This window comes from Nocardia sp. NPDC059180 (genome assembly GCF_042754945.1).
Classification (GTDB): Bacteria; Actinomycetota; Actinomycetes; order Mycobacteriales; family Mycobacteriaceae; genus Nocardia.
On the sequence record NZ_JBHZBU010000010.1, the window covers coordinates 213,371 to 233,184 of the forward strand.

At 69.3% G+C, this 19,814-nt stretch carries 1 protein-coding gene (cut by a window edge); it reads left to right on the forward strand.

What is annotated here, in order from left to right; all coding sequences use genetic code 11:
• Positions 1-19,802 carry the 3' portion of a non-ribosomal peptide synthase/polyketide synthase gene (locus tag ACFXNW_RS26805; RefSeq protein ID WP_379420551.1) on the forward strand. Its footprint begins 5,629 nt before the window's first position, so the window shows 19,802 of its 25,431 coding nt (coding positions 5,630-25,431); its start codon lies off the left edge, out of view; its stop codon occupies positions 19,800-19,802.
• Positions 19,803-19,814 lie beyond the last annotated feature (12 nt).

A 19,814-nucleotide genomic window follows, 5' to 3' on the forward strand; every position in this document is an offset into this window, starting at 1 on the left:
CGGAGACCGACTCGGGTCCGTACCAGTCGATCCTCGCCGCCGACGCGATCGGACTCGGACTGAACCCGGTGCGGGTGCGGGCCTGCGATGTCGACGCCACGGTCGCCGCCATCGCGGGCGGCGGATTCGATGTGACGACCGAGCTGCCTGCGCGGGTCGCCCTGCTCGCTGTCGACGGCAGCGACGAGCACCTGCTGGTGTTCGTGGTCCACCACATCGCCGCCGACGCGCTGTCGCTGACGCCGCTGGTCACCGACCTGATCACCGCCTACCTCGCCCGCACCGCAGGCGCCACACCGGAGCTGCCGGAACTTCCGGTGCAGTACGCCGATTACAGCCTGTGGCAGCGCGAACTGCTCGGCTCCGCGGACCGCCCCGGTGATCTGGCCGCCCAGCAGATCCGGTTCTGGCATGCGGTGCTCGACGCGATCCCCGCCGACCTCGCCCTACCCACCGACCGGCCGCGACCGGCGCAGCCGTCCCAGCGCGGTGACACCGTCGAATTCGCGGTCCCGTCCGAGGTATCCGATGGCCTGCGTGAGCTGGCGCGACGCTGCGGTGCCTCGCTGTTCATGGTGGTCCATGCGGCGTTCGCGGCGACGCTGGCGCGGATGAGCGCCACCACCGACATCGTCGTCGGCACTCCCGTCGGTGGTCGCGGCGAACGTGAGCTGGACGGGCTCATCGGCATGTTCGTCAATACCCTGGTGCTGCGCAGCGAGGTGCGCCCCGAGTCCACATTCATCGAACTGCTCGGCGCGGTTCGCGACGGCGATCTGGCGGCCTTCGCCAATGCCGAGCTGCCGTTCGAGCAGCTGGTGGACACCATGGCAGTGGACCGCACGACCGGCGCGCACCCGCTGTTTCAGGTGATGCTGAGCTTCGGCGAGCAGCGCGGTCCGGTGCTCGGTGACGCGGCGATGGAAGTCGCGGGACTTCGTGTGCGGCCCGTCGACCTCCCGGACGAGACCGTCAAATTCGACCTGCACCTGGTGGTCGCCGATACCGAGAACACCGCACTGACCGGCAGCCTGCGCTACGCCACCGACCTGTTCGACGCCGCCACCATCGAATCGCTGACCACGCGGTTCGCGCGAGTGCTCGAGGCCGTCAGCGGCGATCCCGGTGTGCGGGTCGGTGACATCGAGCTGCTGGACCAGGCCGAACTCGGCACGGTACTCGACGACTGGAACGACACCACGCACCCGCTGGACGCCGACCAGACGCTCGCCGATCTGTTCGCGGAACAGGCTGCCCGCACGCCGGACGCACCCGCGGTCACCTTCGACGGGCCCTCATCGAGTCGCTCCGCGACCCTGGCCTATGGCGAGTTCGCCGCACAGGTGAACCGCCTCGCCCGCAAGCTGATCGACCTCGGCGTCGGCCCGGAAACACTGGTCGGGCTGGGCATGCACCGGTCGATCGACCTGGTCGTCGGCATGTACGCGGTGACCGTCGCCGGCGGTGGTTATGTCCCGCTGGACCCGGATCATCCGGCCGAACGCACCGCCCACATCCTCGATACCGCGACACCGATCTGCGTGCTCACCTCCGGCACGGATCTGGACCTCCCTGTCGCGCAGATCCGCATCGACGAACTCGACCTCACGGCATATTCGCCTGCGCCGGTGACCGACGACGATCGCCGCGCTCCACTGCGAACGTCGAACACCGCGTACGTGCTGTTCACCTCCGGGTCCACCGGACGCCCCAAGGGTGTGGCGATGAGCCACGGCGCCATCGTCAACCGGCTGCGCTGGATGCAGTCGGCCTACGTCACGCTGGACGGCACCGACGCGCTCCTACAGAAGACCCCCGCCACCTTCGACGTCTCGGTGCCGGAGTTCTTCTGGCCGTTGCAGGTCGGGGCGCGGCTCGTTCTCGCGAAACCGGACGGTCATCGCGACCCGGCCTACCTGGCCGAACTCATGCGCCGCGAATCGATCACCGCCGCACACTTCGTGCCCTCCATGCTGGCCGCGTTCATTGCCGAAGAGCAGGTCGACGTTCCGGCGCTGCTCCACATCTTCTGTTCCGGCGAAGCCCTGCCCGCCGCCATCGCCCACCGCGCCCGCGCCCTCACCGGCGCCCGCGTGCACAACATGTACGGCCCCACCGAGACTGCCGTGGAGATCACCGCGCACGAGGTGCGCGACGCCGACGATACGGTGCTGCCGATCGGCGGTCCGGTGTGGAACAGCCAGGCCTACGTCCTCGACACCCGGCTGCGTCCGGTGCCCGCGGGCGTTCCTGGCGAGTTGTATCTGGCGGGCGCGCAGCTCGCGCACGGCTACCTCGGCCGACCCGATCTGACCGGCGACAGGTTCGTCGCCAACCCCTTCGGCGCACCCGGCACCCGCATGTACCGCACCGGCGACCTCATGGCCTGGACCGACGACGGCGAACTGAACTTCCTCGGCCGCACCGATTTCCAGGTGAAGGTGCGCGGTCTGCGGATCGAGCTCGGCGAGATCGAGGCGGCGCTGCTGGCGCTGCCGCCGGTGGCGCAGGCCGTCGTGCTGGTGCGTGACGATCACGGCACCGGCGCGCAGCTGGTCGCGTACCTGGTCCCGGACGGGAGCCTCGATCTCGACGTGGTCTGTGCCGAATTGGCCCGTGTCCTGCCGGGTTACATGATCCCCGCCGGATTCGTCGTGCTCGACGCCTTCCCTGTGAACGCCTCCGGCAAACTGGATCGCAAGGCCCTGCCCGCGCCGGTGCTCGCGCCGATCGAGTTCATCGCACCCGAGGGCCCCGCGGAAACCCTTGTCGCCGATACCTTCGCCGCGCTGCTCGGTGTGGATCGAGTCGGCGCCGCTGACGACTTCTTCACCCTCGGCGGCAACTCACTGATCGCCACCCAGCTCGCCTCCCGTCTCGCCAAGGCGACGAATGCGCAGGTGCCGGTGCGCGCGGTGTTCGACGCACCGACCGTCCGCGAACTCGCCCGCCGGATCGAGGTAGAAACAGCGGGCTCGGCTCCGACACTGCCGCCGCTGGTCGCGCAGGACCGCACCGCACCCATCCCACTGTCCATCGCCCAGCAGCGCATGTGGTTCCTCAACCGCTTCGACGCCGCGAGCGCGGGCTACAACATCCCGTTCGCGCTGCACCTGACCGGGCCGCTGGATGTGGCCGCGCTGAACGCGGCGATCGAGGATGTCATCGCCCGGCACGAAACGCTGCGCACGGTGTACCCCGAACACGATGGCACTGCTTCGCAACTCGTACTTGCTGTTGGTGCGAAGCCGATGCGGCTGGAGCCGCGCATGACGACCCCCGCCGACCTACCGAATCTGGTGGCGGCGGCCGCGAGTACCGGATTCGACGTCACCACCGAAGCCCCGATCCGCATCGAGCTACTGCGTGTGGTGGACGATTCCGCCCGCGCGCAGATCGCGGTCGATCTCCCGGCCGAGGCGAGCGACCCGGCGCCCCCGGCCGAGCAGACCCACGTTCTCCTGTTCGTCGTCCACCACATCGCCGCCGACGGCTGGTCTTTCGCGCCGCTGACTCGCGACCTCGCCGCCGCCTACCTCGCGCGCTCCTCGGGCTCGGCTCCGGCGTTCACACCGCTGCCGCTCCAGTACGCCGATTTCGCGCTCTGGCAGCGCACCGCACTAGGTGACGCCGAGGATTCGAATTCTCCACTGGCGCAGCAGCTCGTGTACTGGACCGAGCGCCTGTCCGGCCTCCCCGATGTGCTCACCCTCCCGTCGGATCGCCCACGTCCCGCGATTGCCACCAACCGTGGCGGCGCGCTCACCGGCCGCCTCGATGCCGGGCTCCATCAGCGCATCCAGGAAGTCGCCGCCGACCATCGCGCGACCCCGTTCATGGTGTTGCACGCGGCGCTGGCGGTACTGCTGGCGCGGCTGGGCGGCACCGACGACATTGCGATCGGCACCTCGGTCGCGGGTCGCGGCGACGAGGCGCTCGACGAGCTGGTCGGCATGTTCGTCAACACCCTGGTGTTGCGTACCGGTGTGCGCGCCGAGGCCACGCTGACCGAACTGGTCGAGCAAGTCAGGGCCGTGGACCTGGCCGCTTTCGACCACGCCGCCATACCGTTCGAGCAGCTGGTCGATGCGGTGAACCCGGTGCGTTCGCAGGCCCATGCGCCGCTGTACCAAGTGGCGTTGACCTTGCAGAACCAGGCCACACCGGACTTCCGCCTCGACCGCCTCGGCATCTGCGCGCTCGAGGTCGGCGCGGCGCCGATCCAGCTCGATCTGGACTGGACGCTGACCGACCGCTACACCACCGACGGCGTGGCCGACGGCATCGACGTCCACCTGCACTACGCCCTCGATTTGTTCGACGCCGATACCGCCGCCCGCTTCCTCTCGGCCTTCGAGCAGGTGCTGCGCGCCCTGGTCGACCATCCGGACGCGCTGGTCGGCGAGATCGAAGTGATGTCGGCGGCCGAGCGCGCTCTGCTGCTGTCGGAATGCAATGCCACCGACCGGCGGGTGCCCGTCGAAACCCTGGACGACCTGCTCACCGCCCGGGTCGCCGCGACCCCGGACGCCGTCGCGGTAGGTTTCGAGGGCTCCGTGCTGACCTATGCCGAGCTGGCGTCGAAGGTGAACCGCCTGGCCCGCAAGCTCATCGCCGAGGGCGCGGGACCGGACACGATCGTAGGGCTCGGTGCCCTGCGTTCGATCGACATGCTCGTCGCCATGTACGCGATCGTGCGTGCGGGCGCGGCCTACGTGCCGATCGATCCCGAACACCCCGCGGATCGCATCGCGCAGGTGGTCGAGGGTGCGGCGCCGCTGCTGGTGGTGCAGACCGGCGGTGCCCAGCTGCCGGAACTCGCTGTGCCCGTGCTCGATTACCCGAACCTCGACCTGTCCGGATACAACGCGTCACCTGTGACCGACGCCGAACGCACGCATCCGCTGCGCCCGGACAACGCCGCCTACGTGCTGTTCACCTCCGGCTCCACCGGCCGCCCCAAGGGTGTGTCCATCTCGCACCGCGCGATCACCAATCAGCTGCGCTGGCTGGAGGCCAGATACGAGGTCACCGATCGGGACCGGCTGTTGCAGCGTGCCCCGCTCACCTTCGACGTCTCGGTGTGGGAGTGCTTCCTGCCGGTGGCGGTCGGCGCGCCGCTCATCGTGGCGCGGCCGAGTGGGCATCTCGACCTCGAATATCTGGCCGGTCTGCTGCGCGAGCACGAGATCACCTTCGCCGAATTCGTGCCCTCGGTGCTTGCGGCGCTGGTCGGCGAGGGTATGGGCGATGCGCTCGGCTCGCTGCGTCATCTGCACTGTGGCGGTGAAGCGCTGACCCCGGATCTGCTCGCCGCGCTGCGCGAGGGTTTCCCGGGCGCGGTGCACAACTCCTACGGCCCCACCGAGGCGGCGATTTCGGCGGTGTTCCACGAGTTCACCGATCCGGCCTCGGAATCGGACCGGGATGTGGCGATCGGGCGGCCCTGCTGGAACACCCGCGCCTATGTGCTGGACGCCCGGCTGCGTCCGGTGCCGATCGGTGTCACCGGCGAGCTGTATCTCGCCGGTGAGCAGCTGGCTCGCGGCTATCAGGGCCGGGCGGCGCTCACCGCGGAACGATTCGTGGCCGATCCGTTCGGCGCCTCCGGCCGGATGATGTACCGGACCGGCGATCTGGTGCGCTGGAACCGCAACGGCGATCTGGTGTACCTGGGTCGCAACGATTTCCAGGTGAAGCTGCGCGGTCAGCGCATCGAACTCGGTGAGATCGAGGCGGCGCTCACCTCGGTGCCGGGTGTGCGCAATGCGGCCGTCATCGCGGCCCGCGACAGCTCGGGGCAGGACTGTCTCGTCGGCTATGTCAGCGGCGATTCCCTGTCTGTCGATGCCGTACTCGACGATGTCCGCGGCCTGCTCCCTGCGTACATGGTGCCCGCACATCTGATGGTGCTCGACGAGATGCCCTTGACCACGGCGGGCAAGCTCGACCGCAAGGCGCTGCCCTCCGTCGAGGTCACCGGTACCGGTGCCGCCTTCCGCGCACCGCGCGAAGGTGTGGAATCGGTGCTGGTCGCGCTGATCGCCGACCTGATCGGCACTGCGACCCCGCTGGGCGTCGACGACGACTTCTTCGCCAGAGGCGGCAACTCACTGCTGGCCATGCGGCTGGTCGCGCGCGCCAATGCGGCGTTCGGCTCGGCGCTGACGGTGCGTGCGGTGTTCGAGGCGCCGACCGTCGCCGGACTCGCGGCCCGCGTCGCGACGGGGACCGCCGCTGATCGGCCTGCCCTGGTGGCAGGGCCGCGACCGGCCCGTATCCCGTTGTCGCTGGCTCAGACCCGGATGTGGTTGCTCAACCGGATCGATCCGGATTCGGCTGTCTACAACATTCCGATCACCATCCGGTTGACCGGCGAGCTGGACGTGCCCGCGCTGCGCGCCGCCTTGCGGGATGTGGTGCATCGGCACGAGTCGCTGCGGACGATCTTCCCCGCCGACACGGACGGCCCCACCCAGGTGGTGCTTGCCGAACTCCCCGCAGGCGAACTGGAGCTGCATCCCGTCGATGTGCCCGAATCGGATCCGGCCGAGTCTGTGATCGCCGCCGTCTCCGGTGGTTTCGACTTGCGCACCAGCCTCCCGGTGCGCGCGACGCTCCTGCGTGTCGCCCCGAACGACCATGTTCTAGCCGTCGTCGTTCACCACATCGCCGCCGACGGCGTCTCGACCGCACCGCTGGCCCGCGACCTGATGACGGCCTACATCGCCCGCACCGCGGATATGAGCCCCGACTGGTCGCCGCTGCCGGTGCAGTACGCCGACTTCACACTGTGGCAGCACGCCGCGCTCGGTGCGGCCGACGATCCGGATTCGGTGCTGGCCGCGCAGATCGCGCACTGGCGTAACGAACTCGCCGGCCTGGCTCCGGTTCTGGAACTGCCCGCCGACCGTCCCCGGCCCGCCGTGGCCTCGGGCCGAGGTGCCACGGTGGAGTTCGGCATCGGCACCGAGCTCGCCGGGCGTATCGCCGAGCTCGCCAAGGCGCACGGTGTTTCGTCGTTCATGGTCGTCCACGCCGCCTATGCCACGCTGCTCGGCCGTCTGGCCGGTGTCGACGACATCGCCGTCGGCACACCGGTGGCAGGCCGCGCCGAAGAAGCCCTCGACGAGCTGGTCGGCATGTTCGTCAACACCCTGGTGCTGCGGACCCGCGTGGATGCCGATCGGTCGTTCACCGAACTGCTCGCCGAGGTGCGCGAGACGGATGTGCGTGCCTTCGCGAATGCCGAACTGCCTTTCGAGCGGCTGGTGGAAGAGCTGGATCCGGTCCGCTCCCAAGCTCATTCGCCGATCGTGCAGGCCCTGCTGACCTTCGAGCATCGCGACGACACCACCTTGCGGCTGCCGGGTCTCGAGGTCGCCGGATACCCGATCGACAACCAGGTCGCCCAGTTCGACCTCGCCCTCGAACTCAGCGAACAGGCCGACGCCGACGCGACCGCCGTGCGCGGCGTGCTGCGCTATGCCACCGACCTGTTCGACCAGCGCACCGCACAATCGTTCGCGGCCCGCTTCGTGCGGGTGCTCGAGGCCGTCGTGGCCGCGCCGGAACTGCCGGTCGGTGATATCGACCTGCTCGACCACACGGAATGGGCCGCTCTCGAACGCTGGAACGACACCGCTCATCCGGTGGACTCGACGGCCACCCTGGTCTCCCTGTTCGAAGCCCAGGCCGCCCGTACGCCGGACGCCACTGCCGTCACCTTCGAGGGGACAGATCTGTCCTACGCCGAATTCGCCGCACGTGTGCACCGACTGGCCCGCTGGCTGGTAGACCAGGGGGTCGGCTCGGAATCGGTAGTCGCACTGGGTATGCGCCGGTCCCTGGATCTGGTCACCGCCATGTACGCGGTGGCCGCCGCGGGCGCCGCCTACCTGCCGCTGGACCCGGACCACCCCGCCGAACGCACCGAATACGTCCTCACCACCGCGCGCCCGGTGTGCGTACTCACCTCGGGCTTCGATCTCCACGCGGGCGCCGCCCGCCAGGTCCGGATCGACCGCCTCGAGCTGTCCGGCTACCCGTCGCATCCGCTGACGCCCGCCGACCGGATCGGTGCCCTCATCCCCGGCAATACCGCCTACATCATCTTCACCTCCGGTTCCACCGGCCGACCCAAGGGTGTCGCGGTCCCGCATCACGCCATCGTCAACCGCCTCGTCTGGATGCAGGACCAATACGCGCTGACCGCGGCGGACACGGTGGTGCAGAAGACTCCAGCGACCTTCGACGTCTCGGTCTGGGAGTTCTTCTGGCCGCTCCAGATCGGCGCGCGCCTCGTCATCGCCCGCCCCGACGGCCACCGCGACGCTGCCTATCTGGCGCGACTGATCCGCGGCGAGCAGATCACCGTCGCGCATTTCGTGCCGTCGATGCTCGCGGTGTTCGTGGAAGCGCAGGCTACCGATGCCACCTTTGTCAGCGCCGCTGACCGCTCGGCCGTGCGCGGTGACGCTGTCGTGGCCGTCGAATCGTCGGCCGCTGACGCCGACAAGACACTGCGGCTCCTGTTCACCTCCGGTGAAGCTTTGCCCGCCGCAACAGCCCAACGCGCCCGCGAGCTGACCGGCGCTCACGTGCACAACCTCTACGGCCCTACCGAGGCAGCCGTGGACGTCACCTTCCACGAGGTCACCGACGACGATCAGGCGTCCGTGCCGATCGGGCGCCCGGTGTTCAATACCGGCCTGCTGGTGCTGGATTCGCGCATGCGTCAGGTCGCGGCCGGTATCGCGGGTGAGCTGTACCTCTCCGGCGCCCAACTGGCATCCGGATATGTGGCTCGGCCGGAACTCACCGCCGAGCGTTTCGTGGCCAATCCGTTCGGCGAGCCGGGGGAGCGGATGTACCGCACCGGCGACCTGGTGCGCAGGCGTGCGGACGGCGAGGTGGAATACTTGGGCCGCACCGACTTCCAGGTGAAGCTGCGTGGTCTGCGCATCGAGCTGGGGGAGATCGAAGCGGCGCTGACGGCACTGGATTCGATCAGCCGCGCCGTGGTCGTGGTGCGGTCGGATGCACGTCTGGGTGACCAGCTGGTCGCCTATCTGGTGCCGGTCGGCAGCATCGATGTCGATGCGATCCGTGCGGAACTCGCCGCCGAGCTCCCCGCCTACATGGTGCCCGCCGCGTTCGTCACCCTCGACGACCTGCCGCTCAATTCCTCGGGCAAACTCGATCGCAACGCACTACCCGCGCCGGTGTTCACCGCCGCCCCCTTCCGCGCGCCCGCCGCAGGCATCGAGCAGACCGTCGCCACTGTTGTCGGAGAGCTGCTCGGCGCCGACCGGATCGGCGCCGACGACGACTTCTTCGCGCTCGGCGGAAACTCGCTCATCGCCACCAGGGTGGCGGCCCGGCTCGGTGCCGAACTGGACGCCGAGATCCCGGTGCGTGTGCTGTTCGAGGCACCGACCGTCGCCGGGCTCGCCGCCCGCGTCGACCGGCTGCGTGGCACCGGCGGCAGGGCCGCGCTGACCCGCAGGCCGCGTCCGGAGACAGTGCCGCTCTCGCCTGCCCAGCAGCGCATGTGGTTCCTCAACCGGTTCGATCCCGAGGAGACGGTCAACAACATCCCGGTCGCGATCCGTCTCACCGGCAGCCTCGATCTCGACGCACTGACCGCCGCCGTCGCCGACGTGGTTGCCAGGCACGAAACCCTGCGCACCGTCTATCCGGACATCGACGGCGTCGGCAGCCAGCGCGTTCTCCAACCGGCGCAGGTGCCGGACATCGTCGCGCTCGATGCGGGACGAGCCGCCGAATCCATCGCCGGATTCGTCGACAGCCCGTTCGATGTGACGAGCGCGGTCCCGTTGCGCATCGGGCTGGCCCGGCTCGCCGATCGCGAACACATCCTCGTCCTGGTGGTCCACCACATCGCCGCCGACGGGTTCTCGATGGGCCCGCTGGCCCGCGATATCGCCACCGCATACGCGGCCCGCGCTACCGGCACCGCGCCCGGATGGGCCGAGCTGCCGGTGCAGTACGCCGATTACGCCCTGTGGCAACGCGAAACGCTCGGCGACGAGGACGATCCGTCGACACCGGCCGCGGCCCAGCTCGCCTACTGGCAGCAGACGCTGCGCGGCCTGCCTGCCCAGCTCGACCTGCCCGCCGACCATCCCCGCCCCGCCGTCGCCTCCCATGCGGGTGCGAGCGTCACGATCACGATGAGCGACGACCTTCGTGCACGGATCGCCGCCCTCGCCGCCCGCACCGACACCACCCCCTTCATGGTGGTGCACGCCGCGTTCGCGGTACTGCTGGCCCGCCTGTCCGCCACCACCGATATCGCGATCGGCGCACCCGTGGCCGGACGCGGTGACGCCGCACTCGACGACCTGGTCGGCATGTTCGTCAACACCGTGGTCCTGCGCACCGAGGTCGACCCCGCCGCCGGATTCGCCGAGCTGCTGCACCGGGTCCGCGATAGTGACCTGGACGCCTTCGCCCATGCCGAGCTGCCGTTCGAGCGGTTGGTGGAGGTGCTCGATCCGCCGCGCTCGCAGGCCAGGCATCCGCTGTTCCAGGTCGCGCTGTTCTTCCAGAACCTGGAACCGGTCCGGCTCGAGCTCGACGGTCTCACCATCACCGAATACGACGGCCCCGGCTACGAAACCATCCGTTTCGATCTGCAACTGACCGTCGGTGATGATCAGCTCAGGTTCGGTTACGCCACTGATCTTTTCGACGGCGACACCGTTCTCGGTTTCGGCACGCGGCTCGTGCGCCTGTTGACCGAAGCGGCCGCGGACCCGAACCGCGCCGTCGGCGATATCGACCTGTTCGCGTCCGGGGAACGCCGCCGCGTGCTCACCGAATGGAACGATTCGGCGCATACCTGCTACGTCCCGGAGCTGCTGCTCGACGAATTCGAGGCGCAGGCCACCGCAACACCCGAGGATCCCGCGCTCGTCTACGTCCCCGACGATGGCTCGCCCGCCGTCACTGTGGGCTACCGCGACCTCGACCGCCGGGCCAACCGGTTGGCCCGTCACCTCATCGACCTCGGTGTCGGCCCGGAATCGCTGGTGGCGCTCTCGATTCGCCGCTCCGTCGACTTGGTGGTCGCCATGTACGCGGTGCTGAAGGCGGGCGGCGCGTATGTTCCGATCGACCCCGACCACCCGGCCCAGCGCATCGCGCACATCCTCGACACCGCACGGCCTGCCGCGCTGCTCACCACCGAACGCGACAAGGTCGACTACCGAGGGCGGACGGTGTGCGTCGACACCGTCGCATTGACCGACCGATCCGATGAACCGATCAGCGCCGACGAGCGCACCGCCGCTCTGCGACCGCAGCATCCGGCCTACGTGATCTTCACGTCCGGTTCGACCGGAAAGCCCAAGGGCGTCACGGTGTCGCACGCCGCGATCGTCAACCAGATGAACTGGATGCAGGCCCAGTACCGCCTCGGCGGCGACGACGTGTACCTGCAAAAGACGGCGACCACCTTCGATGTCTCGCTGTGGGGCTACTTTCTGCCGCTGCGGGTGGGCGCGACGGTTGTGCTGGCCACCCCGGACGGGCATCGCGATCCCGGTTACCTCGCCGAGGTGATCGGCGGATACGGCGTCACTGTCACCGACTTCGTGCCGTCCATGCTGAGCGTGTTCGCCGGGCATATGGGCACCGCCGAGCTGATCGGCGCCTTGCGTTCGCTGCGCACGGTATTCGTCATCGGTGAGGCACTGCCCGCCGAGACCGTGCGGGCCTTCGGCGCGGTGAGCCCGGCGGCGCTGCACAACCTGTACGGGCCCACCGAGGCGGCGGTCAGCATCACCTACCGCGAGGTCACCGGCGAGGTCGAACGCACCGTCATGCCGATCGGCAATCCCGAATGGAACAGCCGTGTCTATGTGCTGGACGCGCGGCTGCGGCCGACGCTGCCCGGTGTCGCGGGCGAACTGTATCTGGCGGGCACGCAGCTGGCGCGCGGCTATCACGGACGCACGGCCATCACCGCCGACCGGTTCGTCGCGAACCCGTTCGGCGAGCCCGGCGAGCGGATGTACCGCACCGGTGATCTGGTGCGGTGGGAACAGGCCGGGTCCGGCGCCGAGCTGGTCTACTTGGGCCGCACCGACTTCCAGGTGAAGTTCCGCGGTCAGCGCATCGAACTCGGCGAAATCGAGGCCGTGCTGGCAGCCGCACCGGGTGTCGCCCAGGCCGCGGCCCGGGTCGCCGACGAGCATCTGGTCGGCTATGTCACCACCCAGCCGGGTGCCGCCGTGCGCGAGCAGGAGCTGCTGGCCGCCGCGGCCGCCGCGCTTCCGTCGTACATGCTGCCGTCGGCGATCATGGTGCTCGACACCTTCCCGCTCAACGCCTCCGGAAAGTTGGACCGCGCCGCCCTGCCCGATCCGGTGTTCGATCGTGTGGCCTATCGCGCCCCGGTTTCTCCGGCCGAACGGCTGGTGGCCGAGGCCTTCGAGAGCGTTCTCGATACCGGTCCGGTCGGCGTCGACGACGGCTTCTTCGATCTCGGCGGTAACTCGCTCACCGCGACCCGGGTGCTGGCGCGGCTGGGGGAGCGGCTTGGCCGGCGGGTGCCGGTGCGGCTGTTGTTCGAAGCGCCCACCGTGCACGGGCTGGCCGCGCGGCTCGGCGATGCAGGCGAACAGGTGATCGCGCTGGTCGCGGGCCCTAGGCCGGAGCAGATTCCGCTGGCGCCGGTGCAGCGCGGTATGTGGTTCCTCAACCGGCTCGATCCGGCGTCGGCGGCGCACAACATCCCTGTGGCGGTACGTATCCGCGGTGAACTCGACACCGACGCGCTGGTTGCCGCGTTCGATGCGGTGATCGCCCGGCACGAGGTGCTGCGGACGATCTACCCCGTCGATGCCACGGGCACCGGACATCAGGTGGTGCTGCCTGCCGACTCCGCGCACATCCGGCTCGCGGTCGAGTCGCTCACCGGATCGGTCGAGGACCGTATCGCCGCGTTCATCGGCGCGGGATTCGACGTCACCACCGAGGTGCCGCTGCGCGCGGTGCTGCTGCGTGAGCACGACAGCAGTCATGTGCTGGTCGCGGTCGTGCACCATATCGCCGCCGACGGCTACTCGATGAACCCGCTGCTGCGCGACCTGCTCGCGGCCTACCTGTCCCGAGTCTCCGGCGGAGCGCCGATATGGCCGCAGCTGCGAGCCCAGTACGCCGATTACGCGTTGTGGCAGCACTCCGCGGTGGAATCGGTGGCGGCCGAGCAACTCGCCTACTGGGCCGACACCCTGCGTGATCTCCCCGAAGAACTGGCCCTGCCGATGGACCGGCCACGTCCCGCCGTCGCCTCCAAGCGGGGCAGGAGCATACGGGCCCGCATCGGCGGCGGTGTCGGCGCGCGGGTGCAGGAGATCGCGGCCCGGCACAACGCGACCCCGTTCATGGTGTTGCACGCCGCACTGGCCGCGCTGCTGGCGCGGCTCTCGGGCGGCACCGATATCGCCATCGGCACGCCGGTCGCCGGGCGTGGGGAAGCCGCACTGGACGATCTGGTCGGCATGTTCGTCAACACCCTGGTGCTGCGCACCCGGCCGGAGCCCGGTCTGTCCTTCGGCGAACTCATCGACCAGACCCGCGAAGCCGATGTCGCGGCGTTCGCGAACGCGACGGTGCCGTTCGATCGGGTGGTCGACGAACTCGGTACCGAACGCTCGCAGGCCCGTCATCCGCTGTTCACGGTCGCGCTCAACTATCTGAACACCGGGGCCGACGCCCTCGCCGTGCCCGGCCTCGACCTGACGCCGGTGCCGTTCGACGAGCCGGTGGCGCGATTCGATCTCCAGTTCACCGTCGCCACCGAACTCGACGACGACGGTCACCTCGGCATCGAACTCGACTACGCCACCGACCTGTTCGACCGCTCCACCGCTGCGGGACTACTGCGCCGATTCGGCCGCCTACTCGGTTCGCTCACCGCCGAACCCGGCCGGCCGATCGGCGCCACCGGCCTGCTCGCCCCCGCCGAACGTACGGAACTGCTGGCGCGCCGCGGTGCCGCACCGGTTCCGCCGTGCACTCTCGCCCAGCTCATCGCGAGCGCCGTCGCGGCCGATCCCGCCGCCATCGCGGTCATCGCCGACGACCGGGAGCTGACCTATCGCGCGATGGACGAGCAGTCCTCACGTCTGGCCCGCCTGCTCATCGGTGCGGGCATCGGCGCCGAAGACGTGGTGGCCGTGGCCATTGCGCGGTCGGCGAAATCGATGCTGGCCCTATGGGCGGTGGCCAAGACCGGCGCCGCCCTCGTGCCGGTCGACCCGACATACCCGGCCGAACGCATCAGCCACATGCTGGCGGATTCCGGTGCCGTGCTCGGGCTCACCACCCTCGCATCACGCGCCGCACTACCGGACGGTGTCGAATGGCTGGTGGTGGACGCTCCCGCCACCGCCACCCGCCTGTGGCATTCGAGCCCCGCGCCGATCGCGGCCACCGAGCTGGTGCGCCGGGTGCGGGTCGCCAACCCGGCCTGGATGATCTACACCTCCGGTTCGACCGGTGTACCGAAGGGCGTCGTCGCGACCCATGCCGGTATCGCCGGTGTCGCTGTCGCGCAACGTGATCGGTATCAGGTCGGGCCGGATTCGCGGGTCCTGCACGTCGCGTCACCGAGCTTCGACGCCTCCATGCTGGAACTGCTGCTCGCGCTCGCCGCGGGCGCGACGCTGGTCATCGCACCGGCAGGGGTGTACGGCGGCAGCGAGCTGACCGTACTCATCAGGGACAAGCAGGTGAGCCATGCGTTCCTCACCCCGGCCGTCCTGCAAACGCTCGACCCCGCCGAGCTGGACTGCCTCACCCGGTTGACCGTCGGCGGTGAATCGTTCGGCCCGGATGTGGTGCGTCGCTGGTCGCACGGACAACGCCACTTCCACAACACCTACGGCCCGACCGAAACCACCATCATCACCACGATCAGCACACCGATGCGCCCCGGTGATCCCTTCGATATGGGCACACCGATCCATGGCATGTCCGCGGTCGTATTGGACGAGCGGTTGCAGCCGGTTCCCGTGGGTGTCACCGGTGAGCTGTACCTGCGCGGACCCGGCCTGGCCCGCGGCTACCACGCGCGGTCAGCGCTGACGGCGCAGCGTTTCGTCGCCGACCCGTACGGGCCGGCCGGCGGACGGCTGTACCGCACCGGTGACCTGGTGCGCTGGACCGCCTCCGCCGCGATCCAATACGTCGGTCGCTCCGATCAGCAGGTGAAGGTGCGCGGCCTGCGCATCGAACTCGGCGAGATCGACGCCGTGCTCACCACGCATCCCAGTGTTGAGTACGCGGTCACCGTCGGCCACACCGACAGCGCGGGCACCACCGTGCTGGTGTCTTATGTCGTCGCCGCACCCGGACACGTCGTCGACACGGGCACCCTCACCACGCATGCGGCCAAGTCCCTGACCGCGTACATGGTGCCGAGCGCCATCATGGTCCTCGACGAGCTGCCGCTGACGCCGGTGGGCAAGCTGGATCGAAAGGCGCTGCCTGCGCCGGAGATTCGCACGGCAGCATTCCGCGCGCCGAGAACTGCGACTGAACGCACCGTCGCCGTCGTCGTCGCCGAGGTGCTCGGTCTCGGTTCGTCCGCCGCTGTCGGGCTCGACGACGACTTCTTCACTCTCGGCGGAAACTCGCTTACGGCAACGCAGCTCGCTGCCCGCCTCGGCAGCGCGCTCGGCGTCTCTGTCGGTGTTCGAGCCGTATTCGAGCACCCGACAGTCGCCGCGCTCGCCGCTGAACTCGATGCGGCACGGGAAACCGGGCAAGCCGCACGCCCGGTCCTGGCCCGCCGCACCGACGACGGACCTGTCCCGCTGTCGCTCGCCCAGCAGCGCATGTGGTTCCTCAACCGCCTCGACCGTCAGTCCACGGCCTACAACATCCCGCTCGCCGTGCGGCTGACCGGCGAGCTGGATGTCGCCGCCCTCAATGCCGCCATCACCGATGTGGTGCAACGGCATGAGGTGCTGCGCACCGTTTACCCGCAGCAGCAGGCGGGTCCGGTGCAGGTCGTGCTGCCGATCGAGCAGGCGGGTACGCCGGTGCTGGTGCCGATCGCGGTGACCGCCGACGATCTCACCGCCGCGGTGGCGAACTTCGTCGGCGACGGTTTCGACGTCACCGATACGGTGCCGATCCGGGCCAGGCTGCTGGCACTCGGCCCGGACGAACATGTGCTCGTGGTGGTCGTGCACCACATCGCCGCCGACGGCTCCTCGCTGGCGCCGCTGGCGCGCGATGTGATGGTCGCCTACGCCGCACGCAAGCGCGGCGCCGTGCCGGACTGGGCTCCGCTGCCGGTGCAGTACGCCGACTACAGCCGCTGGCAGCGGGAACTGCTCGGCTCCGAGGACGACGCCGAGTCGCTCATCTCCCGTCAGCTCGGCTTCTGGACCGATGCGCTGGCCGGGCTCCCCGCACAACTGTCGTTGCCCGCCGACCGGCCCCGGCCCGCAGTGGTGTCCACGCAGGGCAGGCACCTCGATTTCACCATCGACGCCGCACTGCACGCCGGGCTCGCCGAACTCGGTCGTGACAGCGGCGCCACCCTGTTCATGGTCACCCATGCCGCGTTCGCGGTGCTGCTGGCCAGGCTGTCGGGGACCACCGATATCGCGGTCGGCACCCCCGTCGCCGGACGTGGCGATGCCGCGCTCGACGAGGTCGTCGGCATGTTCGTCAACACCCTCGTGCTGCGCGCCGAGGTCGACGCGGGTTCGGGCTTCATCGAACTGCTCGACCGGGTGCGCAGGGCCGATGTCGCCGCGTTCGCACACGCCGACGTGCCGTTCGAACGTCTGGTGGAGGTGCTCAACCCGGAGCGATCCACCGCACGCCATCCGCTGTTCCAGGTCGGCTTCTCCTTCCACAACCAGGTCGAAGCCGATTTCGCACTGGACGGATTGTCGGTCACCGCCGCCGATTTCGATTCCGAGGTCGCGCAGTTCGATCTGCACCTGGTGGTGACCGACCGTTACCACGCCGACGGAACGCCCGCGGGTATGGCGGCCTCGCTCACCTACGCCACCGCACTGTTCGATGAATCGACCGTCGCCGGATTCGCTGGCCGGTTGCACCGCCTGCTCGAGGCGATTTGCGCGACGCCGCAAGCGCCGGTCGGCGATCTCCCGCTGCTCGATCCAGCCGAATCCGAACGCGTCCTGCGCGTCTGGAACGAGGCCGAGCACGCTTTCGCCCCTGCGCTGCTGACCACGGCTTTCGAATCGCAGGTTGCGCGCACTCCCGGTGCGATCGCACTGCTCGCCGCCGATACCGCCCTCACCTACGGCGAATTCGGTGCCAGGGTCAACCAGCTGGCCCGCGTGCTCATTCGGCGCGGTGTCGGTCCGGAAACGCTGGTTGCGTTGGCGATTCCGCGCAGCGTCGACCTGCTGGTGGCCATGTACGCGGTGGTCACGGCGGGTGGGGCCTACGTCCCGCTGGATCCCGCGCATCCACTCGATCGCACGGCAGCGGTGCTGGCGGCGGCGACGCCTTCGCTGGTACTCACCTCGGCTCGTGCACCGATGGAGTTGCCGGGAGCGTTCGAGCCTGCGGTGCTCGATATCTGGGCAGCCGGCGCGGCGGCGGCCGAGTCCGGGCCGGTGCGTCCGCATGAGCGCCGAGCGCCGCTCACCCCATCGAACACGGCCTACGTCATCTTCACCTCCGGTTCCACCGGCACACCCAAGGGCGTGGCGGTTGCGCACGCGGCGGTTGCGCATCAGTTGGACTGGATGCAGTCCGAATACGATCTCGGCGTAGGTGATTCGGTGTTGCAACTGACCTCGGCCGCCTTCGACCTGTCGATCTGGGAACTGTGGTTGGCCACTCGCACCGGCGCCCGCATCGTGCTCGCACCGCAGGGTGCGCACCGCGATCCGCACCGGCTGCTCGGCCTGATCGACCACACCTCGATCACCACCGTGACCCTGGTGCCGTCGCTACTGGCCATGCTGGCCGAGGCGGCAGGCGACCGGCAGCTGCCCGCATCATTGCGCAGGCTCCTGGTGATCGGTGAGGCGTTGCCCGCCGCGACCCTGGCGCGGGTTGCGGCCAGGACGACCGCGCGCATCGACAACCTCTACGGCCCCACCGAGGCCGCGGTGTCGGTGACTCGGTTCCGCACCGAGCGCGGTTCCAATCAGCCGGTCGTGCCCATCGGCACCCCCGAATCCGGCAACCAGGTATACGTCCTGGACGACCGGCTGCACCCGGTGCCCGCCGGGGTGACGGGCGAGCTGTATCTCGGTGGCGCTCAGCTGGCCCGCGGCTATCACGCCCGCCCGGACCTCACCGCCGAACGTTTCATCGCCGACCCGTTCGGCGCACCCGGCGCCCGCCTCTACCGCACCGGCGACATGGTGCGCTGGAATACCGGCGGCGACCTCGAGTACGTGGAGCGCCGCGACTTCCAGGTCAAGGTCGGCGGCTACCGCATCGAACTCACCGAGATCGAACACGCCCTGCGTTCCCGGCCCGAGGTCACCGACGCGATCGTCCTCGCGCACCGCTCCGGTGGTGAGAACGCCATGCTGGTGGGCTATTTCACCGCGGCGAAGCGGCTCACCGACGCCGCCCTGCGTGCTGCGCTGTCGGAACAATTGCCCAGCTACATGGTTCCTGCGGTGCTGATGCGGTTGCCTGTGCTGCCGCTGACGGCCAACGGGAAGGTCGATCGCAACGCGCTACCGCGACCGGAGATCGGCGCCCGCGAATTCCGGGCCCCCGCCACCGAGGTGGAGCGCACGGTCTGTGCGGTCTTCGCCGATGTGCTCGGGGCCGCTGAGGCAGCACGCATCGGGCTCGACGACAACTTCTTCGAACGCGGTGGCAATTCACTACTTGCCACCCGGTTGGCCGCACAGCTCACCGCCGCACTGGGTGAACAGATCCCGGTCGTGTGGCTGTTCTCCGCACCCACCCCCGCCGGTCTCGTTGCCCAGATCGAGCAGCGCCGGGCCGGACGCGGGCAGATCGACCTAGATGCCGCCTTCGAGGTGCTGCTGCCATTGCGATCCGGTGGTTCTCGGGAGCCGCTGTTCTGCGTGCACCCCGTCGGAGGCGTGGCGTGGTCGTTCGCCGGTCTGGCCGCGCATATCGAACCGGACCGCCCGCTGTACGGACTCCAGTCGCCGGCGTTGAATTCCGATGAGCCGCAAGCCGGTTCCATCGAGGAATGGGCGCAGCGTTACGTCCGGGAGATCCGCGCGGTGCAACCCGATGGCCCATACCATCTGCTCGGCTGGTCGCTCGGCGGTGTACTCGCCCACGCCATCGCGGTTCTGCTCCAGGACCAGGGCCAACATGTGGCCACCTTGGCCATGATGGACAGTCCCCTGATCATCGATGCGGATCCGTCCGCGCCGATCCCGGTGGCGGAACTGCTCGGCGGGCTGCTCGGTGATCAGACCGCCACCGAACTCGACCCGGACCAGCTGGCCGACCATCTGTCCGGACTCCCGGAACCGTTCGCCTCCTTCGGCATCGACCGCCTCACCCGAATCCTGGATTCCGGCGCCGACTCGCTGCGCCTGATCACCCGCTACCACCCCCGCCCCTACAAGGGCGAGCTGGTGTACTTCACCGCCCTGTCCGACGACCCCACCGGCGCCACGGGCGCCGCGACCTGGTCCGACGCCGTCGACGGCATCGTGCACAACCACGCCGTCCAGACCACGCACTGGCGCATGACCACCGATGCCGCCCTCGCCCGCATCGGCTACGTCCTCACCGGGCGATGGACCGACCACGACCGCGCATAAACCTTCGCACCA